Here is a 19456-nt window from a genome sequence, read left to right as displayed (position 1 = left end):
CTCTCGGACACCCGCACCGGCTCGCCCGGGCCCTGGTCGGGGCGCAGGTTCTTGCCCAGGCGGTTGCTGTTGTGGCTGATCAGCGCATTGGCGCTGTCGAGGATATTGCTGTAGCTGCGGTAGTTCTGCTCGAGCTTGATCTGCTGGCGCACCTCGAACTCACGCACAAAATCCTGCATATTGCCCACGCGCGCGCCACGGAAGGCATAGATGCTCTGGTCATCGTCGCCCACGGCAATCACGCTGCTATGGGACTGGAACTTGCCGCCCACCATGTCGCCGGCCAGCTGCTTGAGCCAGAGGTACTGCAGGCGGTTGGTGTCCTGGAACTCGTCGACCAACATGTGGCGAAAGCGGTGCTGGTAGTGCTGGCGGATCGGCAGGTTGTCGCGCAGCAGCTCGTAGGAGCGCAGCATCAGCTCGCCAAAATCGACCACGCCTTCGCGCAGGCATTGCTCTTCGTAGAGCTGGTAGAGCTCGACCTTCTTGCGCTCGGCCATGTCGCGCGCCTGCACATCCGACGGGCGCAGCCCCTCTTCCTTGCAGCCGCTGATGAAGTACTGCAGCTGCTTGGGTGGCAGCGCTTCCTCATCGACCTGGAACTGCTTGCACAGGCGCTTGATCGCCGAGAGCTGGTCCTGCGTGTCCAGGATCTGGAAGGTCTGGGGCAAGTTGGCCGACTTGTAATGCGCGCGCAGCATGCGGTTGCACAGCCCGTGGAAGGTGCCGATCCACATACCGCGTACATTGATGGGCAGCATCGCCGAGAGGCGGGTGAGCATCTCCTTGGCGGCCTTGTTGGTGAAGGTCACCGCCAGAATGCCGCCGGGCGTGGCGCGGCCCGTCTGCAGCAGCCAGGCGATGCGCGTGGTCAGCACCCGGGTCTTGCCCGAGCCGGCACCGGCCAGAATCAGCGCATGGCCGCCCTCCAAGGTGGCAGCGGCAAGCTGCTCGTCGTTGAGGCCATTGAGCAGTGGCAAATGGCCAGAACCACCGGCATCGGGCGGCAGCGCAAACAAATCATTCGAATCCATGCCAGCATTGTAGGGAGATCGGCAGGCCGGCGAGGCGCCCGCCCGGCAAGCGCCTGGTGGTCTTGCCTGCCGCCTGCACATACTGCAGCGGCCGGCAAGGCTTTTGCAAAGCCGGTGCATGCTGCTAGAATCAGTCACCGGGCCCAAGTTTCTTGTGACCCGGTTTTTTTGTGTCTGCAACAGCACAAAAGAGGGCTTTCCAACGCGAAGCGCCCTGCCCGACCGGTCTCCAAGCCAAGCGCCCCATCGCTGCGAAATAGTTCGCTGCGACCTTTTATGGAGCTTGGAATCAAATGGAAATCTTCGACTACGACAACATTCTTTTGCTGCCCCGCAAGTGCCGCGTGGAGAGCCGCTCGGAATGTGACGCCAGCGTTGTCCTGGGCAACCGCACCTTCCGCCTGCCGGTGGTGCCTGCCAACATGAAGACCGTGCTGGACGAGAAGATCTGCAAGTTTTTGGCGCAACACGGCTACTTCTATGTGATGCACCGCTTTGACATCGACAATGTGGCCTTCACCAAGGCCATGCAGTCGCAAGGCCTGTTCGCCTCGATCTCGCTGGGCGTCAAGCAGGCCGACTACGACGTGGTCGACCGCTTTGTCGCCGACGACATCTGCCCCGAATACATCACCATCGACATCGCCCATGGCCATGCCGACAGCGTGAAGAACATGATCGGCTACTTGAAAGCAAAGCTGCCCGAGGCCTTTGTGATCGCCGGCAATGTGGCCACGCCTGAGGCCGTGATCGACCTGGAAAACTGGGGCGCCGATGCCACCAAGGTGGGCGTGGGCCCAGGCAAGGTCTGCATCACCAAGCTCAAGACCGGCTTTGGCACCGGCGGCTGGCAGCTGTCGGCGCTCAAATGGTGCGCGCGCGTGGCCACCAAGCCCATCATTGCCGACGGCGGCATCCGCAGCCATGGCGACATCGCCAAGAGCATCCGCTTTGGCGCCACGATGGTGATGATCGGCTCGCTGTTCGCTGGCCATGAGGAATCGCCCGGCAAGACCGTCGAGCTCGACGGCGAACTGTTCAAGGAGTACTACGGCTCGGCCAGCGACTTCAACAAGGGTGAGTACAAGCATGTCGAAGGCAAGCGCATCCTCGAGCCCATCAAGGGCAAGCTGCAGGACACCTTGATCGAGATGGAACAGGACGTGCAGTCCTCCATCAGCTATGCGGGCGGCAAGCACCTGATGGACATCCGCAAGGTGAACTATGTGATCCTGGGCGGCGACAATGCCGGCGAACATCTGCTGATGTAAAGCGCCTTCCTCACGCGAGCCAGGTCCTGCCTGGCTCGCACTGGCACGGCCCGGCAGCTTGCGGGCCGTTTTTGCCTCTGCGGTAACCGACCTGCCGGAAAAAACCAGGGTTGATATCGGTATTTTTCCGAACAGGCGTAAAAATTAGTGCATAATACAAGGCTTGCTGCAGCGCACTGCTGACAGCAAACAAATGTGGGCTCTTAGCTCAGTTGGTAGAGCAGCGGACTCTTAATCCGTTGGTCGAGTGTTCGAATCACTCAGGGCCCACCACATTTTTAGGCTTGCGATTGACCGCGCAGGCCAACGAAACAAAGCATTTCCAAGGTGCGACAGTTTCGGGCTCTTAGCTCAGTTGGTAGAGCAGCGGACTCTTAATCCGTTGGTCGAGTGTTCGAATCACTCAGGGCCCACCAAGTTCAACGGCCTAGGCTTATCGCCTAGGCCGTTTTTTATTTCCTCCTCCCGCTTGGCGTTTCCCGCCTGCACCTCACGCCGCGCAGCAGCGCCTGCTGCCCATGATGACCCTGCGCTTGTAGAATGCAGGGACTCTTTCTCCCCATCCGACATTTCTCCCAGCCTCTACCATGCGCCCCCTGCTCCCCTCCTTGCTCGCCGCCTTTGCGTTTGCAACCGCCTCCAGCGCTTTTGCCCATGTCACGGTCAGCAATCCCTGGGCGCGCGCCACGGTCGCGCAGCAGCAGGCCTCGGGCGTTTTCATGGAGCTGCGCTCGGCGCATGACAATGCCCAGCTCGTGGGCGTGAAGACCGACGCAGCCAGCAGCGCCGAAGTGCATGAGATGCGCATGGAAGACAATGTGATGAAGATGCGGGCCGTGCCCAGCGTCAGCCTGCCCAGCGGCCAGACCGTGAGCCTCAAGCCGGGCGGCTACCACATCATGCTGATGGGCCTGAAAAAGCCGCTGACCGCTGGCGAAAACGTCGACCTGACGCTCGAAGTGCTGCATGCCGACGGCGCCAAGGAGAGCATTGCCGTCAGCGCCCCGGTGCGCGCCCTGGCCCCGGCAGCCGGTGCACAGCCACCCGCCGCTGGCGGCCACCAGCACCAGCACTGAGGGGCAGGCGCAGCAGGCTCCCGGAATGCCTGTTGTTTATTTGAACACTATATAAGCCTTTGTATACAACTGAGCGGTATACCGCAGGCTTCGCCATATTGCTGCCAAGAAAGCTAGTTACACTTTTCAGGCATGCCCGCGCCTAATCCGGCACCGAGATCGCACAATAGTTGCGCTCCATCAATTGCGCATTATTAATATATCTGAGATATTGACATATTATTACAAGCTTTGAAAATGGAACACCGTCCACGCTTGGCCCATGCCATGCACGAACGGCGGTGTCCGCAACGCTTGAAGGTGAATGTGCCAGGGAGAGTTGTTATGTCCGAGTTGATCCTGCATGCCGCCCATTTGAGTGAAGCCCATCAACTGCGCTTTAGCTATTTGTTTGAAGTCGCAGCCAAGCACTGGCGCGATAAACAGCCTTCTCAGACCGCCAAGCCCGCCACTGAGTTGTGGGTGATCGACGCCCACAGCGCGCCCGATGCCATCCAGAACCGCTCCAACAGCTCCTTTGTGCTGCTGATCGCCACCGATGACCAGGCCCAGGCCGCGCGCGCGCAGTGGCCCGACCAGATCGATGCCCAGCTGCCACCCGACTACAGCGTGGGGCGCCTGACCCAGCTGCTCGAACATATCAGCGTGCAAGCGCATGGCAAACGGCTGCGCGAGACCCTCAAGACCCGCCGCCAGCACAGCATGACCTTGTCGCACGACGTGCAGGTCAAGAATGCCGATGCCGCGTTTCTCAAGGCCACCGACCTGAGCCAGCCCACGCTGGTGGTGGCCGAACCTGCGCCCGAGCCCGTGCTGGAGGCGCCCGCCGCAACCACCGCAACTGCCACAGCTCCCGCTGCCGCGCTGGGCAACCTGCCCGCGCCGGGCACGCGTTTTCGTATCAAGCGCTGGACCCAGCTGACCGGCAGCATGGCCGGCCAGGCGCACCGGCAGCTGCTGGCCGCGATGATCTCCGGCGACCGGGGCCTGGACGAGCTGGCCGAACGCACCCATCTGGAGCGGGGCGAGATCCTGCGCGTATTGCAGGTCCTGCGCGGCAAAGGTGTGCTGGTCGAGACGGCGCCACCTGCAGCCGTTGAATCGGTGGCCCTGGCCACCCCTGTGCCCCCAGCCTCTCATGCCGCCGAGCCCAGCCCGGCGGCGGCGGCCAAGCTGGGCCTTTTCCGACAACTGAGCCGCTGGATCCACCAGAACCGGGCCAGCGACCCGCACTGAACACCTGACGGGAGGACTGCATGCACCACCCCATCAAACGCATCGTGCTGCTGGGCCCCATGGGCATCGGCAAGACCACGGCGATCCGCAGCCTCTGCGGCAGTTTGGCCATCGAGTGCGATGTTCCCAACCTGGACAAGCAGGCCCATGCCAAAGAGACCACCACGGTGGGCCTGGATTTTGGCGAAATCAAGCTCGACGATGAGGACACCTTGCAGGTCTATGGCTGCCCCGGCCAGGAGCGCTACGACTTTGTGCGCGAATGGGCGCTGTCTCTGGCCTTTGGCGCCATCGTGATGGTCGATATCCACGATCCGCAAGCGATGGAGCAGACCATCGACCTGATTCAGCAATGCCATGCGGCGCCCAATATCCAGGCCGTCGTGGTGCTGATTGCCCGGCCCGCATCGGCCGCGCAGCAGGAGATGTTCACGGTGCGCCTCTCGGCCCATGCCGAATGCGCCGTGCCCGTGCTCAGCGCCGATCCGCGCAACCCCTCACAAATGCTCGATACCCTGGACATCATCGCCGCGATGCTGCCCGACGAAGTGCAGCCGCGCTGAGCGCAGCCCCGCAGACCCATACCGCAGCGACTGCAGCGCGCTGGCGCTTGAGGTAAGCTCGGCGCCTGCTGCTTGCGCACCGGGCAGGCCCCGGGTTGCAGCAGCCCACGCCCTTCACCCCCTTATTTGACGACGCCCCCTGCCCACGGCCGGTGGCGCGCAGGCCATGAACCCACCACGCCCCGCAGACGCATCCGCCCAGCCCACACCCCAATGGATTCTGGCGGTCATGCTGGCCCTGCTGGGCATGCTCGGGCCCTTCTCGATCGACACCTACCTGCCCGCCTTTGACGGGATTGCTGCCTCGCTCAACGCCTCGCCGCTGCAGATGCAGCAGACGCTGTCGGCCTATCTGTTTGGCTTTGCGTTCATGAACCTGTTCCACGGCGCGCTGTCGGACAGCTTTGGCCGCCGCCCCGTCGTGCTGTGGGGGCTGGCCACCTTTGCGCTGACATCAGCGGGCTGCGCACTGGCCCAGACGCCTGAGCAACTGATCCTGTTCCGTGCACTGCAGGGCTGCACCACGGGCGCCGGCATTGTGGTCTCACGCGCGGTGGTGCGCGACCTGTTCCCGCCCGCCGAGGCCCAGCGGGTGATGAGCCAGATCACCATCTACTTTGGCATCGCGCCGGCGGTGGCGCCGATGATTGGCGGCGTCTTCATCGCCTACGCCAGCTGGCAATCGATCTTCTGGCTGCTCACGGCCATTGGCGCGCTGCTGTGGGCCTACAACTGGCGCCTGCTGCCCGAGAGCCTGCCGCCCGAGAAGCGCCAGGCCTTTGATGTGCGCAACCTGATGCGCGGCTACTGGCAGCTGTGCAGCAGCCCGCGCTTTTTGCTGCTGGCCGCCGCCAGCGGCGTGCCCTTCAACGGCATGTTCATCTATATCCTGTCGGCCCCCACCTTCCTGGGCACCCATATGCGCATGCAGCCGACCCAGTTTTTCTGGTTCTTCATCTGCACCATTGGCGGCATCATGCTGGGCGCCTGGGTCAGCGGCCGGCTCGCGGGCAAGATTCCGCCCAAGCGCCAGGTGCGCCATGGTTTTCTGATCATGTTCCTGACCTCCTGCATCTACCTGGCGCTGAACCTGGTGCTGCCGCCGCACCCGGCCTGGGCGCTACTGCCACTGGGCATCTATTCGTTTGGCTGGGCCTTGATGACCCCGGTGGTCACCCTGCTGGTGCTGGACCTGCACCCTGAGCGCCGGGGCCTGGCCTCATCCCTGCAGGCCGTCGTCACCTCGGTGGCCAATGGCATTGTCGCGGGCGTGCTCGCTCCCTTGGTCATGCAGTCGACGGTGGCGCTGGCCATCGCGTCGATGGGCTTGATGCTGACCGGCCTGTTCAGCTGGATCTATTTCCACCACCGCTGGCCCGATATCGGGCGCCATAACGCGGTCTGAAGTCTGACGGATGCGCCCAAGGAGGCGCCAAGCGCTCGTTATCAACCAGCCGCCTTGTGCAACAGGCACAAAAAAAGAGCTTCCCTCGGGAAGCTCTTTGTCATTGCGCTATGCGCTGCTTAGCGGCTGCGCTCGGTGCGCTTGCGGTCACCGCCAGCGGGGCTGTAGGGACGGCCACCGCGCTCACCACCAAAGCGGTTGTCACCGCCTGGACGGCGCTGGGCGAAGTCACCACCACCGGCATGGCGGGGAGCTGCGCTGCGTGGGCCACGGCTGTCAGCGCCACGGCTGTCACCAGCACCACGGTTGTCGCCCGCAAAGCGGTCGGCACGGCGCTCAGGCGCGCGGTCAAAGCTGCGGCCTTCAGGGCGCGGTGCGCGGTCCTGGAAGCGGTCGGCACCACGGTCCTGGAAACGGTCCGGGCCACGCTCCTGGAAGCGGTCGCCACCGCGCTCAGCACGCTGCTCAAAGCGCGGTGCGCGGTCATCGCGCTGCTCGAAACGCGGACGGCTGTCGCCACCACGTGGGCCACCACCAAAACCAGCGTTTTCGCCAAAGCCAGGCTTGCGGCCATAGCCTTCGCCATCACGGCGGCCACCAAAGCCACGGTCAGCGCCAAAGCCGCCGCCACCACCACCACGGCGATCGCCACCACGGCCAGCACCTGGACGGCCACGGTCACCACCGCGACCTGCACCGCGTGGGCCGCCTTCGCTGCGGGCGGGGAAGCGTTGCTGCGGCTCCATGCCTGGAATCACTTCCGGCTTGAACTGCTGCTTGGTGTAGGCCTCGATATCGAAGACACGGCGGCGGTCACGGAACTCGGCGAAAGTGATCGCCAGGCCCGAGCGGCCAGCACGGCCGGTACGGCCAATGCGGTGGGTGTAGTCTTCGGCCTTCATCGGCAGGCCGTAGTTGAACACGTGGGTGATCGTGGGCACGTCGATACCGCGTGCAGCCACATCGGTGGCCACCAGGATCTGCACCTGGCCATTGCGCAGCGCCATCAGGCGGCGGTTACGCAGGCCTTGGCTCAGCGCGCCGTGCAGTGCCACAGCCGAGAAGCCTTCTTGCTGCAGGTCGTTGGCCAGGCCGTCACATTCCACCTGGGTGGATGCAAACACGATGGCCTGGTTGATCGAGGCATCACGCAGCCAGTGGTCCAGCAGCTTGCGCTTGTGCTGGGAGTTGTCGGCCCAGAACAGCACCTGCTTGATGTTGGCATGCTTTTCCTGGGGCGAATCGATGGTGATCTTCTGCACGCTGGCGCCGTTGTCATGCATCACGCGCATGGCCAGCTGCTGGATGCGCGGCGCGAAGGTCGCGCTGAACATCATCGTTTGCTTGCGCTGCACCGTCAGCTGGTTGACTTCGGCCAGGTCGTCCGAGAAGCCCAGGTCGAGCATGCGGTCGGCTTCGTCAACGACCAGGAACTGCACCTTGTCGAGCTTGATCTGCATCGAGCGCTGCAGGTCGAGCAGACGGCCAGGCGTTGCCACAACCAGGTCGGCATTTTGCAGCTTGGCGATTTGCAGCTGGTAGGGCATGCCGCCGACGATATTGGCCACGCGCAGACCACGGCAGTGGCGCACCAGCTCGATCGCGTCATGGGCCACTTGCTGGGCCAGCTCACGGGTCGGGCACAGAATCAGCGCGCCGGGTTGGGCGGCCTTGAAATTGCGCGGGCTCAGCGGGTTCTTGCGCTTGGCGCGCTTGGGGGCTTGCTCGCCACGGGCCAGGGCTTCGGCCACCAGGCGTTCGTGTTCAGCGCGCTCAGCGGCTTCGGCCTGGCCTTGCTGCTGGATCAGGGTGTGCAGCACGGGCAGCAGGAAGGCAGCGGTCTTGCCCGAGCCGGTCTGGCTGGAGACCATCAGATCCGCAAAGTGCTGCGACTCTTCACCGTCGTTGATCATTGCCAGCGGGATGGCGCGCGATTGCACAGCGGTCGGTTGGGTGTAGCCCAGGTCCTTGACGGCCTGCACCAGCTCGGGCGCCAGGCCCAGCTCTACAAAGCCATTGGGCTCTTCAGGCAGCACCTCGGCTTCGCCTTCAGCCTCAGCCACCAGCGCAGTGCCGTCTTCTTGCAAAGCGTCTTCGGCCAGAGCCGACAGGGGGGAGGTATTGACGATCTCTTGGGTAGCGTCAACAGTGTTTTGCGCAGGCGCGGCTTCGCCCTGCAGATGGAGGTCTTGCGTCATTTTGAACAATAGCAATAGGTCGGCTCCTGCGCGTTTCGCGACGCAGTTCCGTACCGTTCATGGTTTTAAATACATCAACCATCAAACGGTAACGGCCGTACAAATTGCCGCGGGCTTGTTCAAAGCGGCCATGCTGCGAATCGCATGACCTGGACGCCCAGAGAATGAAGGGAGATGTGCGTATCAACCGCCAGTTTTGGCGGGTAAGCGCAAATTATCGCACATTTCGGGTTTTCCCGCATCAACGCAAGGACTTCTGTACCAAAGCAGCTACGGGTGAAGGCTAAATTTCTTTAATTTGAAAAAATCAATTTTAATTGCAAATTTAATTGATAAAAACAATGAGAAAGATAGGATACCTCCACCACAACAAGGAGAGCGACATGACCAACTACTCACTAACTCTGATGGCCATTACCGGATTGCTCGGCGCAGGCCTGCTTACCGCTTGCGGCGGCGGAGGGAGCGACAGTCCAGAAGAAGCCAAGAATTCCAGCGACTGCTTCAATGCCGGTTTTTACCGCAAGGACACGCAAATCTATGTCAGCCAGAGCAAAAGTCTGAACGATGGGCCAGCTTCAACCAACCTTGTCTACCACTGGGTCACCAGCCAGAACGAGGAGAACGGCATCAACCACATCTATGTCAATCCCACGCCCAACAGCGGGCGCACCAGCCTGCACTACAGCATCGAGGGCGGAGCGCTGCTCTACCACGGCTACAACGCCTTCAATATCGGCGCCACCAGCCGCCAAAGCCTGGCCCCGCCCCGCCAGTCGCTGATCGCGATGGCGCCCGGCCAGAGCACCTCCCAAACCATCGTACAAACGGATAGCGTCTCGAACGCTGACGGAGAAACAAAGACCGTCACCACACTGGCCGAGACCCGAAGCTACGAAGGCAGAGAGACCATCACCACGGCCCTGGGCACCGTGGAGGCCTGCCGCTTCGTCAGCAGCGTTGCGGCGAGCCAGCAAGGCAAGCCCGAGGCGAGCCGGGAGACGCAGACAACGACCTGGGTGGCAGCGGCGGGCCCCTACCGCGGGCTCAGACTCAAGGAGAGCGCCAGCACCCGCCAAGGGGGAAACACCGATACCCTGGTGACGGAGACCAGCCAGGTCAACCGCTTCGATATCAAGTAGCCGCTGATCCGGGCGCCAGCTGCAGAAAATGCTGGCGGTAGTACAGCATCTCGTCAATCGACTCATGCACATCGGCCAGCGCGGTGTGCTTTTGCGCCTTCTTGAAGCCGGTGACCAGCTCGGGGCGCCAGCGCCGTGCCAGCTCCTTGAGCGTGCTCACGTCCACATTGCGGTAGTGGAAGTAGGCCTCCAGATCGGGCATGTAGCGCGCCAGAAAACGGCGGTCCTGGCCAATGCTGTTGCCGCACATGGGCACCTTGGCCTTGGGCACATAGCGTTTCATGAAGCGCAGCACCTCGGCCTGCGCAGCGGCCTCGTCGATCTGCGAGGCCTTGACCCGCTCGGTCAGCCCGCTGCGGCCATGGGTGCCCCGGTTCCAGGCATCCATCTTGGCCAGTTCCTCATCGCTTTGGTGGATCGCAATCACCGGGCCTTCGACGCGCAGGCTCAGATCGGCACTGGTAACCACCAGCGCGATCTCGATCACACGGTGCTCCTGCGGGTTCAAACCGGTCATTTCACAGTCGAGCCAGACCAGGTTCAGATCGGACTTGGCCAGCTCGGGCACGGGTGCCAGCGGCGTATCCAGGGTGTTCTTGTTTTGCATGGGGGCGATTGTCGCCTATGCCCTACACTGTCCGGTATTCGCCAACCAACACCCCCACTTGTGACTCCATCGCTGCTGTTCACCCTGCTATTCGCCATTGCACTGGCCGCCAGTGTACTGACCAAACTCTGGCTGGCCAGCCGCCAGATGCGCCATGTGGCCGCCCACCGCGATGCCGTCCCTGCCCTCTTTGCCGACCGTATCAGCCTGGCTGCACACCGCAAGGCGGCCGACTACACGATTGCCAAGACCCGCTTTGGACTGCTGGGCCTGGCCATCGGCACTGCGGCGCTGCTGGGCTGGACCTTGCTGGGCGGGCTGGACCTGCTCAACGCCAGCCTGCTCGACGCGCTGGGCGGCGGCATGTGGCAGCAGCTGGCGCTGGTCGCCGCCTTTGCGCTGATCAGCGGCCTCATCGATCTGCCGGCCAGCTACTACCAGACCTTTGTGCTGGAGCAGCGCTTTGGTTTCAACAAGATGACGCCCGGCCTGTGGCTGGCCGATCTGCTCAAAGGCACGGCCATGGGCGCGCTGGTGGGCCTGCCCATTCTGGCCGTCATCCTGTGGCTGATGGGATCGGCCGGCCAATGGTGGTGGCTCTGGGCCTGGGCCTTCTGGGTGGGCTTCAACCTGCTGCTGATGGTCATCTACCCGGCCTTCATCGCGCCGCTGTTCAACAAGTTCCAGCCACTGGAGGACGAGAGCCTCAAGGCCCGCGTGCAGGCGCTGATGCAGCGCTGCGGCTTTGCGGCCAAGGGCCTGTTTGTGATGGATGGCAGCCGCCGCAGTGCGCATGCCAATGCCTACTTCACCGGCTTTGGTGCCAGCAAGCGCGTGGTGTTTTTCGACACCTTGCTGCACAAGCTCAATGGCGACGAGGTCGAAGCGGTGCTCGCCCATGAGCTGGGCCACTTCAAGCACAAGCACATTCTCAAGCGCATGCTGGGCCTGTTTGGCCTGACTTTGCTGGGCTTTGCGCTGCTGGGCTGGCTGTCGCAGCAGGGCTGGTTCTACACCGGCCTGGGCGTGACGCCCAACCTCAACATTGCGGGCGTGCCCGGCGCCAGCCCCAACGATGCGCTGGCCTTGCTGCTGTTCATGCTGGCCGTGCCGGTGTTCAGCAGCTTTGTCTCGCCGCTGATGGCGCAGTCCTCGCGCAAGCACGAGTTCGAGGCCGATGCCTATGCCGTCCAGCAGACGCGCGCGGCCGATCTGCAGTCGGCCCTGCTCAAGCTCTACGAGGACAATGCCTCGACCCTGACGCCCGACCCGGTCTATGTGCGCTATTACTATTCGCACCCGCCCGCCGTAGAGCGTATCCGCCACATGCAACAATTGGCCCATGACTGAATCCCACCTGCCCCAACAAGACTGGTCCACCCAAAGCCGCCGCGCGCTGTCCGCCTCCGAGGTGGTGACCCAGCTGAGCCCACTGACCGGTTGGGTGCTGAGCGGTGATGGCGCCGAGGTGGCCATCGAGAAGACCTTCCGCTTTGCCAACTACTACGAGACCATGGCCTTTGTGAATGGCGTGGCCCTGGTGGCCCATACGCAGGATCACCACCCGGACCTGTCGGTGCACTACAACCGCTGCGTGGTGCGCTTCAACACCCATGATGTGCATGGGCTGTCGGTCACCGACTTCGAATGCGCGCGCCGCATCGAAGCCATGCTGCAGCTGGCCTGAGAGACATGGCAAAACCTGCAAGACGCGCCAGCGCGCCCAGCCAGACGGGGACGCAGACGGGCCTGGTCGTCGCCAGCTATGGCCGCCACTGTGTGGTGGAGACGCCTGACGGCGTGCGCCGCATCTGCCACCCCCGGGGCAAGAAGAGCCAGGCCGTCGTTGGCGACCAGGTGCGCTGGCTGGCCCCGCCGCCGGGCCAGGGCGAAGAAGGCACGATCGAGAAGGTGCTGGAGCGCCGCAATGTCTTCTACCGCCAGGACGACATCCGCACCAAGACCTTTGCCGCCAACCTGGACCAGCTGCTGATCCTGATCGCGGCCGAGCCGGTCTTCAGCGAGGTGCAGCTGGCACGCGCGCTGATTGCAGCCGAAGCGGCGCACATCACGCCCATCATTGCGCTCAACAAGATGGACCTGGAAGAGCCCTTTTTGCGCGCCTGGGAGCGGCTGGAGCCCTACCGCACCATGCGCGACCAGGCCGAGGACCCGCCGCACTACATGGTGCTGCCCTTTGCGCTGGAAGGCGCCGACGAGGAAGACCGTGATGCCATCTACGGCCTGCTCGAAGGCAAGACCACCTTGGTGCTTGGCCCCTCGGGCGTGGGCAAGAGCACGCTCATCAACCTGCTGATACCGGGCGCGAATGTGGCGACCAACGAGATCTCGCAGGCGCTGAACACCGGCAAGCACACGACCACCAGCACCACCCTGTACTGGGTGGACGAGGCGCGCAAGACCGCGCTGATCGACTCGCCCGGCTTCCAGGAGTTTGGCCTCTACCACATCGCGCCCACGCAGCTGGCCGCCTGCATGCCCGACATCGGCGCCCATGCCAAGGAGTGCAAGTTCTACAACTGCACCCATTTGCACGAGCCCGGCTGCGGCGTCATCCATGCGGTGCAAAACGGCCATGCCGAGCTGCCGATCAGCGACAACCGCTACCGCATCTACAGCGAGCTGTTTGACGAGCTCAACCTGAGCGCGTACTAAAGCGGTTGACCAGACCTTAGCCCCGGCACCACTCTTTGGGCAAGGTCTCGGCATGGCCCAGGTCGACATGGGTCTTCAGAAAATCAAGCACGGCCCGGGTGCGCGACGGCAGGCGCTCGGGCTTGCCCAGGTAGACCGCATGGATGGGCTCCAGCACGCCGGTGTTGAAGGCCTCCAGCACCACCTGCAGCCGGCCCGCAGCGATATCGTGCCAGGCATGGAACAGCGACAGCCGCGCGAGGCCCACGCCTTCAACGGCCAGATTGCGCATCACATCGCCATCGTTGACGCGCAGCAGCTCGCCAATGGCCACCTCCACATCCTGCCCCGCCAGCCGGAACGGCCAGTGCGGCACCGTGCGCTGGTAGTTCCAGCCAATGCGCACATGGCCGCCCAGCGCATCGGGGTGGGTGGGCACGCCATGCGCATCCAGATACGCGGGTGCTGCCACGATGACCTGGCGGGTATGGCCCAGCAGGCGCGCCACCATGTCCGAGGCCGGCAGCTTGCCCCAGCGGATCGCGATATCGGCCCGCGCCTCCATCAGGTCGACCACCTCGTCGGTAAAACTCAGGTCCAGCCCCAGGCCCGGGTACTGCTGCCCCAGCCGGGCCACCAGCGGCACCAGAATGGCTTGCCCGGTCGATGAGCTGGAGTTGATGCGCACAACGCCCTTGGGCGTGCTGCGCAGCGATGCGGCCGCTTCGGCCTCCTGCAGATCAGCCAGCACGCGCTGGCCGCGCTCATAGAGCTGGCGGCCCTCGGGCGTCAGCTGCACCCGGCGCGTGCTGCGCAGCAGCAACTGCGCGCCCAGCCGCGCCTCCATGCGCGCCACGATCTTGCTGGTGGCCGACGGCGACACGCCCAGGTGGCGGGCAGCGGCCGAGAAGCTGCCGTGCTCGGCCACCTGCACAAACACCTCCAGCTCACCGGAGCGGTTGGTCTCAAAGCTGGGGCTGGCGGGAAAGGCGGGGTTGCGCATGGTCAAAAGCGTCATAGCTGCAGATGGTGGTGGCAAATTCTGCTCTTATTTGTTCCATTTGGGAACAAATACCTTTCCGCTATTCCGGCTACACAAGAATCAGACCGCGCTTCACAATCCCATTCCTCGCTGATGGCCACCCGGCCTTCGCCCTACACACAAGGAATCCTCCCATGCCTGTCTCATTGCTGGCGCTCGCCGCCGGTGCCTTTGGCATCGGCACCACCGAATTCATCATCATGGGCCTGCTCACCCAGGTCAGCCAGGACCTGGGCATCAGCATCCCCACGGCCGGCACCCTGATCTCCGGCTATGCCTTTGGTGTGGCCATTGGGGCGCCCGTGCTCACCTTGGCCACGCGCCACTGGCCGCGCAAATGGCTGCTGCTGGGCCTGATGCTGATCTTTATCGCAGGCAATATCGCTGCGGCCATGGCCCCCAGCTACGGCTGGCTGATGGGCGCGCGCATGCTCACCTCGCTCACCCATGGCACCTTCTTTGGCGTCGGCGCCGTCGTGGCCACCGGCCTGGTGGCCAAGGACAAGCAGGCCTCGGCCATTGCACTGATGTTCTCGGGCCTGACGCTGGCCACCTTGCTGGGCGTGCCGGCCGGCACCTGGATCGGCCAGCATTTTGGCTGGCGCATGGCCTTTGCCACCGTGGCCGTGATCGGCGTGGTCGCGCTAGGTATTCTGGCTGCCTTTGTGCCCAGCAAGCTCCAGCAGGCGGCGCCCGCTGCGCTGCGCGATGAGCTGTCCATCCTGGCGAGCACGCCCCTGTGGCTGGGCCTGGGCATGACCGTCTTCGGCTTTGGTGGCGTGTTTGCGCTCTACACCTATGTGGAGCCGCTGCTCTCGCAGATCACCCAGATGGGCAACACCGGCGTGGCGCTGAGCCTGCTGCTGTTTGGCGCCGGCTCGGCCGTGGGCAATATCGCCGGCGGCAAGCTGGCCGACCGGGGCGTGGTGCGCGCGCTGTGGATCACCCTGGGCGCCCTGGTGCTGGTGCTGCTGGCAGGCCGCTGGGCCTTTGGCATCTCGGCGGCCGTGGCCATGGCCTATGTGACCGTGCTGGGTGTTGTCGCCTTTGCCACCGTAGCCCCCATGCAGATGCGGGTGATGCAAGGCGTGGGCAGCCAGGGTGCGACGCTGGCCTCCAGCCTGAACATTGCGGCCTTCAACCTGGGCAATGCGCTGGGTGCCTGGGTGGGCGGCAGCCTGATTGCCGGCGCAGGCCTGCTGTCGATCATCTGGGGCGCTGCCGCGCTGTCGGCCATCGGCCTGGTGCTGGTGGCGATGGGTCAGCGCCGCAGCCCAAGCGCTGCGCTGCAGACTGCCTGATCGTTCAGCCCAACAGGCGCGCCAAGGTGAGCAGCGCCAAGAGCAGCATCCAGACCACGACGGAGCGCCACACCAGGCCCACCACGCTGCGCAGGTGGGCCACTTCCGGGTCACGGCCCGGGGTGGTGGCGCCATCGCCCTGGATCTGCAGGGGCGCGGCAGCATCGATATCGACACTGCGGGCGCGCAAGGCCACCCCGCCCAGGCGGATGTCGATGGCACCGGCGGTCGCGGCCAGGATCACGCCATCGTTGTCATTGGGGAAATGCTGGGTCTGAAAGCGCCAGCCGTCGATGGCCTCTTCAAAATTGCCCACCACGGCAAAGCTCAGCGCCGTCAGCCGGGAAGGCAGCCAGTCCACGATGGTCCAGGCCTTGGCCGCAACGGTCTCGAAAGCGCCTTGCACCATGGCCACGGGCTGCACCGATGGGCGCGCAAAGCGCGAGGCGTATTCAGCCATGCGGAAAAACACCGCGCCGGCGGGCCCCAGGCCCAGCGCCGAGCCGATGGAGTAGCAGGCCAGCACGCCAAACACATGGCGGTGCGCGGCCAGCACCGAGTACTCGATCACGTGGCGCACGATCTCGCGGCGCGGCAGGTCATCGGCGTGGACCTGCTGCCAGTCGGCCAGGTACTGGCGGGCCTGGTCCTCATCGCCGGACTCCAGCGCATGGCGGATGCGGGTGAAATGGTGGCTGAACTGGCGAAAGCCCAAGGTCACATACAGCACCAGCACATGCCAGGCCATCGCCAGGGGCCAGCCCACCAGGGCCACCAGCAGCCAGTGCATGCCCATGGCCAGGGCCGTGGGCAGCAACACCGCCACGCTCCAGGCCAGCCAGCCGTGGCGCTGCTCGCCGGCATCCAGATTGCGGCTGAGCCATTGCACCCAGGCCCGCACACCGGCATAGACCGGGTTGTCGCGAGACAGGGATTTGGCCTGCTCCAGCAGCAGGGCCATCAGCGTGGCGAAAAAACTCATGGACAGTGATCATACCGGCTGTGATGTATCACACAAGCCGTTACAAACTACAACGCGGGTGGAAAGGCCAAAAACCGGTACAAATTACGCAACATGCTGGCCGTAGCCCCCCAGATAAAGCGCTGCTGGCCCGATGCGGGATCGTCATAGGGCATGGACAGCCAGCGCCGGCTGAACTCGGGCGTGTCGAGCTGCTGCCAGCGGTGGTGCGCGGGGTTCATCAAGAAGGACAGCGGCACCTCGAACACCTCATCCACCTCGCCCGGGTTGGCCTGCAGGTGGAACGGTGGCTGCACCAGCCCGACGATGGGCGTCACCCCAAAGCCCGAGCCGGTCGCGTACTCGGGCAAGCGGCCAATGATTTCGACCCGCTCGCGCGCCAGCCCCACCTCTTCCCAGGCCTCGCGCAGCGCGGTGTCGTTGATATCGCGGTCCTCCGGGTCCTGGCGGCCGCCGGGGAAGGCAATCTGCCCCGAATGGTTCGTCAGGCCAGCGCTGCGCTGGGTCAGCAGCACATGCATCTCCTGGCGCTGCACCAGCGCCACCAGCACGGCGGCCTTGGCTGGGGGCCGGTCCGTCCAGCTGCGTTCGCGGAAGATTTCCGGCTCACCGCCATGGGGATGGGCGACAAAAGCCTGGCGCAGCGAATCGGCCAGCAACAGGCGCGGCGCGACTGCCGGCAGCGCCGAGTCGATCTGCACGACCGGTGCGCGGCGCGGATCCATGATGGACGACACCCGCACGGCGGCGGCAGGTGGTGATGACGGCGAGACAGAAGAGGCGTTAGACATAAACAGCAGACGGCAGACGCAGCGGGCCATGTAAAAAAGCCGCCACAGCTTGCACTGTAGCGGCTTTCAGCACTGGGCTCTGTCGCAGCGTGATTACGCAGCTGCCACAGGTGCTGCCTTGCGTGCTGGCAGCTTTTCCTTGATACGAGCCGACTTGCCGCTGCGTTCACGCAGGTAGTACAGCTTGGCACGGCGCACATCGCCGCGGCGCTTGACTTCGATACCGGCGATCATAGGGCTGTAGGTTTGGAACGTACGTTCCACGCCTTCGCCACTGGAGATCTTGCGCACGGTGAAGCCGCTGTTCAGACCGCGATTACGCTTGGCAATCACCACGCCTTCGTAAGCCTGCACGCGCTTGCGCGTACCTTCAACAACGTTCACGCTCACGATCACGGTGTCGCCAGGGGCAAATTCAGGAATGGTCTTGTTCAGGCGAGCAATTTCTTCTTGCTCGAGAATCTGGATCAGGTTCATGGTTTCATCCAACGATCATACGCGCGCCATGAATTTGGCAGCCGCGCCCAGCACGGTGTACGGGGCATGTGCGGCGTGTTGCTTCTCTCACCATTGAAAAAAGCGGCCGTGTAGAGGATCGTAAAACCGGCAATTATAGCGGTTTTGCCAAATTTACCAAATCGGCACTGGCCAGCAGCTGCTCATCCTTGCGGCTGAGCTGCTTGCGGCTGCGCGCCTGGTCCAGCAGCTCAGGGCGGTGGATGGCCGTGTTGCGCAGGCTTTGCTCGCGGCGCCAGCGCTCGATATTGGCATGGTGGCCCGACAGCAGGGCTGCGGGCACTGGCTCCCCTTCCCAGACCTCAGGCCGGGTGTAGTGGGGGCAATCCAACAGGCCGTCGAGTGCGGGGTTGAAGCTGTCGAACTGGTGGCTGCCCTCGTCATGCAGCACACCGGGTTGCAGGCGGGCCACCGCATCGAGCAAGGCCATCGCGGCAATCTCGCCGCCCGAGAGCACAAAATCGCCCAGGCTCAGCTGCACATCGACATGGCGGTCAATAAAGCGCTGGTCCAGGCCTTCATAACGGCCGCACAGCAAGATGGCGCCCTGCGAATCGGACCAGCGCTGCACCTGGGCATGGTCGATGCGCTCGCCAATCGGCGAGAACAGCACCAGCGGCGCGGGCTGCGCCTCTGCACGCGCTTCGCGGATGGCGGCCAGGCAGTCGGCCAGCGGCTGGGCCATCATCACCATGCCGGGGCCACCGCCAAAGGGGCGGTCATCGACGCGGCGGTAGTTGCCTGGGGCGTAATCGCGCGGGTTCCAGCACTGCACCGCCAGCTGGCCGCTGCTGTAGGCGCGGCGCGTCACGCCCACCTCGACAAAGGGGCCGAACAGCTCGGGGAACAAGGTGATGATGTCAAAGCGCATGGAAATTCTCCCCGCTGGCGGCCTGCGTGTCCGGCACGATCAGTAGTCCGGCTGCCAGTCGACCGTGATGCGCTTGTTGGGCAGCGAGACCTCGTCGACAAAGGCGCCGACAAACGGAATCAGGCGCTCCTGCGTCTTGCCGTCTTCTTCGTAGTTCAGCACCAGCACGGTCTGGGGGCCCGAGGCCATCAGGTCGCTCACGGTGCCCAGCGCCACGCCTTCGCGGTTGACCACGGCCAGACCCAGCAGGTCCACCCAGTAGTACTCGCCGTCGTCGGTCTTGGGGAAATCAGCGCGCGAGATGAACACCCGCGCACCTTTGAGCTTTTCGGCCTGGTCGCGGTCGTCCACGCCCTGGGCCCAGCCCACCATGCCATCGCCATGGAAACGCGCCTGGCGCATCTCCAGCTGGGCAACGCCCTGGAAGTGGCGCGCGCCCTTCTCGGGAGGCTGGATGAACCACAGCTTGGACTTGAGCAGCGCCTGCGGGTCGGGGCTGAGGGCAATCACCTTGAACCAGCCCTTGACGCCCCAGGCATCAGCGATGCGCGCCACTTCAATGGCGTCATCGGGCAAGGTGGCAGGGCTTAACAACAACTCGGTAGCGGGCATGGCAGTTCAACAGGGCAATAAAAAACGGGCCGCAGTGCTCATCGCAGCAGCGGCCCGCATGCACGAATGGTACCGGAGCACCAGCCGTGATGAGAGAGGCAAATTAAGCAGCCTTGGCAGCAGCTTGCTTGACCAGACGGTCCACGGTGGTGGA

General features: G+C 64.0%; 19 protein-coding genes and 2 tRNA genes. 12 read left to right on the top strand and 9 right to left on the bottom strand.

What is annotated here, in order from left to right:
• Positions 1-1034 (bottom strand): UvrD-helicase domain-containing protein (locus H928_RS33630; protein ID WP_239645016.1); only part of this gene is annotated, 1034 nt, incomplete at its 3' end.
• A gap of 293 nt (positions 1035-1327) precedes the next feature.
• On the opposite strand from H928_RS33630, the gene H928_RS0119095 reads away from it, so the two are divergent.
• The 7 genes from H928_RS0119095 (at position 1328) to H928_RS0119065 (ending at position 6585) form a co-directional block, all read left to right on the top strand.
• On the top strand, positions 1328-2305 hold the full coding sequence (locus H928_RS0119095) for a GMP reductase (protein WP_021027940.1): 978 nt from the start codon (positions 1328-1330) through the stop codon (positions 2303-2305).
• Between the two features lie 197 nt (positions 2306-2502).
• Positions 2503-2578: transfer RNA gene (locus tag H928_RS0119090), tRNA-Lys, on the top strand.
• Between the two features lie 67 nt (positions 2579-2645).
• Positions 2646-2721: transfer RNA gene (locus H928_RS0119085), tRNA-Lys, on the top strand.
• A gap of 171 nt (positions 2722-2892) precedes the next feature.
• Positions 2893-3381 carry a copper chaperone PCu(A)C gene (locus H928_RS0119080; protein WP_021027939.1) on the top strand — a complete coding sequence of 163 codons (489 nt, stop codon included), beginning with the start codon at positions 2893-2895 and terminating at the stop codon, positions 3379-3381.
• Positions 3382-3705: 324 nt separating this feature from the next.
• Entirely contained in the window at positions 3706-4617 is a 912-nt protein-coding gene (locus tag H928_RS0119075) for a hypothetical protein (protein WP_021027938.1), read from the top strand.
• Positions 4618-4637: 20 nt separating this feature from the next.
• Positions 4638-5180 (top strand): ATP/GTP-binding protein, encoded by a 543-nt coding sequence (locus H928_RS0119070; protein ID WP_021027937.1) that lies wholly within the window; start codon positions 4638-4640, stop codon positions 5178-5180.
• A 166-nt stretch (positions 5181-5346) separates the two neighbouring features.
• Positions 5347-6585, top strand: a complete 1239-nt coding sequence (locus H928_RS0119065) for a multidrug effflux MFS transporter (protein ID WP_021027936.1) — start codon at positions 5347-5349, stop codon at positions 6583-6585.
• Positions 6586-6704: 119 nt separating this feature from the next.
• Here H928_RS0119065 and H928_RS0119060 read toward each other — a convergent pair whose 3' ends face one another.
• Positions 6705-8783 carry a DEAD/DEAH box helicase gene (locus H928_RS0119060; RefSeq protein WP_021027935.1) on the bottom strand — a complete coding sequence of 693 codons (2079 nt, stop codon included), beginning with the start codon at positions 8781-8783 and terminating at the stop codon, positions 6705-6707.
• A 383-nt stretch (positions 8784-9166) separates the two neighbouring features.
• On the opposite strand from H928_RS0119060, the gene H928_RS0119055 reads away from it, so the two are divergent.
• The gene (locus H928_RS0119055) at positions 9167-9925 is read left to right on the top strand and encodes a hypothetical protein (RefSeq protein ID WP_148293220.1); all 759 of its coding nucleotides are present in this window, start codon (positions 9167-9169) and stop codon (positions 9923-9925) included.
• Here H928_RS0119055 and orn read toward each other — a convergent pair.
• Positions 9918-10532 (bottom strand): oligoribonuclease, encoded by a 615-nt coding sequence (gene orn, locus H928_RS0119050; protein WP_021027933.1) that lies wholly within the window; start codon positions 10530-10532, stop codon positions 9918-9920. The genes H928_RS0119055 and orn overlap by 8 nt on opposite strands.
• A gap of 60 nt (positions 10533-10592) precedes the next feature.
• On the opposite strand from orn, the gene H928_RS0119045 reads away from it, so the two are divergent.
• Genes H928_RS0119045 through rsgA form a run of 3 tightly spaced genes read left to right on the top strand, consistent with a single transcriptional unit; the run spans position 10593 to position 13208 of the window.
• Complete coding sequence (locus tag H928_RS0119045) at positions 10593-11882, top strand: M48 family metalloprotease (RefSeq protein WP_021027932.1); 1290 nt, start codon at positions 10593-10595, stop codon at positions 11880-11882.
• Positions 11875-12219: a 4a-hydroxytetrahydrobiopterin dehydratase gene (locus tag H928_RS0119040; protein ID WP_021027931.1), complete on the top strand. Its 345-nt coding sequence runs from the start codon at positions 11875-11877 to the stop codon at positions 12217-12219. The genes H928_RS0119045 and H928_RS0119040 overlap by 8 nt, the downstream gene beginning before the upstream one ends.
• A 5-nt stretch (positions 12220-12224) precedes the next feature.
• The gene (gene rsgA, locus H928_RS0119035; RefSeq protein WP_021027930.1) at positions 12225-13208 is read left to right on the top strand and encodes a ribosome small subunit-dependent GTPase A; all 984 of its coding nucleotides are present in this window, start codon (positions 12225-12227) and stop codon (positions 13206-13208) included.
• A 16-nt stretch (positions 13209-13224) separates the two neighbouring features.
• On the opposite strand, the gene H928_RS0119030 is transcribed toward rsgA, so the two are convergent.
• Positions 13225-14205 carry a LysR family transcriptional regulator gene (locus H928_RS0119030; protein ID WP_239645015.1) on the bottom strand — a complete coding sequence of 327 codons (981 nt, stop codon included), beginning with the start codon at positions 14203-14205 and terminating at the stop codon, positions 13225-13227.
• A gap of 158 nt (positions 14206-14363) precedes the next feature.
• On the opposite strand from H928_RS0119030, the gene H928_RS0119025 reads away from it, so the two are divergent.
• Positions 14364-15530: an MFS transporter gene (locus H928_RS0119025; protein ID WP_021027928.1), complete on the top strand. Its 1167-nt coding sequence runs from the start codon at positions 14364-14366 to the stop codon at positions 15528-15530.
• A 4-nt stretch (positions 15531-15534) separates the two neighbouring features.
• Here H928_RS0119025 and H928_RS0119020 read toward each other — a convergent pair whose 3' ends face one another.
• The 5 genes from H928_RS0119020 to rimM all read right to left on the bottom strand — a co-directional run bounded on the left by H928_RS0119020 (position 15535) and on the right by rimM (position 19302).
• The gene (locus tag H928_RS0119020; RefSeq protein WP_021027927.1) at positions 15535-16512 is read right to left on the bottom strand and encodes a CobD/CbiB family protein; all 978 of its coding nucleotides are present in this window, start codon (positions 16510-16512) and stop codon (positions 15535-15537) included.
• A 47-nt stretch (positions 16513-16559) separates the two neighbouring features.
• Positions 16560-17303 carry a CoA pyrophosphatase gene (locus H928_RS0119015; RefSeq protein WP_052330107.1) on the bottom strand — a complete coding sequence of 248 codons (744 nt, stop codon included), beginning with the start codon at positions 17301-17303 and terminating at the stop codon, positions 16560-16562.
• A gap of 93 nt (positions 17304-17396) precedes the next feature.
• On the bottom strand, positions 17397-17780 hold the full coding sequence (rplS, locus tag H928_RS0119010; protein ID WP_027011119.1) for a 50S ribosomal protein L19: 384 nt from the start codon (positions 17778-17780) through the stop codon (positions 17397-17399).
• Between the two features lie 133 nt (positions 17781-17913).
• Positions 17914-18690: a tRNA (guanosine(37)-N1)-methyltransferase TrmD gene (gene trmD, locus H928_RS0119005; protein ID WP_021027923.1), complete on the bottom strand. Its 777-nt coding sequence runs from the start codon at positions 18688-18690 to the stop codon at positions 17914-17916.
• A gap of 39 nt (positions 18691-18729) precedes the next feature.
• On the bottom strand, positions 18730-19302 hold the full coding sequence (gene rimM / locus H928_RS0119000; RefSeq protein ID WP_021027922.1) for a ribosome maturation factor RimM: 573 nt from the start codon (positions 19300-19302) through the stop codon (positions 18730-18732).
• Between the last annotated feature and the right edge of the window lie 154 nt (positions 19303-19456).

The organism is Comamonas sp. B-9 (assembly GCF_000410635.1).
Classification (GTDB): Bacteria; Pseudomonadota; Gammaproteobacteria; order Burkholderiales; family Burkholderiaceae_C; genus Comamonas.
Note: the sequence above shows the minus strand (reverse complement) of the source record. Positions and strands in the feature narration are given on the sequence as shown.

What these genes read in the sequence shown, in the direction of transcription:
- H928_RS0119065 (WP_021027936.1), top strand. Translation starts at nt 5,347, where the DNA reads ATGAACCCACCACGCCCCGCAGACGCATCCGCCCAGCCCACACCCCAA.
- orn (WP_021027933.1), bottom strand. Translation starts at nt 10,532, where the DNA reads ATGCAAAACAAGAACACCCTGGATACGCCGCTGGCACCCGTGCCCGAG.
- H928_RS0119025 (WP_021027928.1), top strand. Translation starts at nt 14,364, where the DNA reads ATGCCTGTCTCATTGCTGGCGCTCGCCGCCGGTGCCTTTGGCATCGGC.
- H928_RS0119055 (WP_148293220.1), top strand. Translation starts at nt 9,167, where the DNA reads ATGACCAACTACTCACTAACTCTGATGGCCATTACCGGATTGCTCGGC.
- H928_RS0119030 (WP_239645015.1), bottom strand. Translation starts at nt 14,205, where the DNA reads ATGACGCTTTTGACCATGCGCAACCCCGCCTTTCCCGCCAGCCCCAGC.
- rsgA (WP_021027930.1), top strand. Translation starts at nt 12,225, where the DNA reads ATGGCAAAACCTGCAAGACGCGCCAGCGCGCCCAGCCAGACGGGGACG.
- H928_RS0119070 (WP_021027937.1), top strand. Translation starts at nt 4,638, where the DNA reads ATGCACCACCCCATCAAACGCATCGTGCTGCTGGGCCCCATGGGCATC.
- rplS (WP_027011119.1), bottom strand. Translation starts at nt 17,780, where the DNA reads ATGAACCTGATCCAGATTCTCGAGCAAGAAGAAATTGCTCGCCTGAAC.
- H928_RS0119040 (WP_021027931.1), top strand. Translation starts at nt 11,875, where the DNA reads ATGACTGAATCCCACCTGCCCCAACAAGACTGGTCCACCCAAAGCCGC.
- H928_RS0119015 (WP_052330107.1), bottom strand. Translation starts at nt 17,303, where the DNA reads ATGTCTAACGCCTCTTCTGTCTCGCCGTCATCACCACCTGCCGCCGCC.
- trmD (WP_021027923.1), bottom strand. Translation starts at nt 18,690, where the DNA reads ATGCGCTTTGACATCATCACCTTGTTCCCCGAGCTGTTCGGCCCCTTT.
- H928_RS0119075 (WP_021027938.1), top strand. Translation starts at nt 3,706, where the DNA reads ATGTCCGAGTTGATCCTGCATGCCGCCCATTTGAGTGAAGCCCATCAA.
- H928_RS0119060 (WP_021027935.1), bottom strand. Translation starts at nt 8,783, where the DNA reads ATGACGCAAGACCTCCATCTGCAGGGCGAAGCCGCGCCTGCGCAAAAC.
- H928_RS0119080 (WP_021027939.1), top strand. Translation starts at nt 2,893, where the DNA reads ATGCGCCCCCTGCTCCCCTCCTTGCTCGCCGCCTTTGCGTTTGCAACC.
- H928_RS0119020 (WP_021027927.1), bottom strand. Translation starts at nt 16,512, where the DNA reads ATGAGTTTTTTCGCCACGCTGATGGCCCTGCTGCTGGAGCAGGCCAAA.
- rimM (WP_021027922.1), bottom strand. Translation starts at nt 19,302, where the DNA reads ATGCCCGCTACCGAGTTGTTGTTAAGCCCTGCCACCTTGCCCGATGAC.
- H928_RS0119095 (WP_021027940.1), top strand. Translation starts at nt 1,328, where the DNA reads ATGGAAATCTTCGACTACGACAACATTCTTTTGCTGCCCCGCAAGTGC.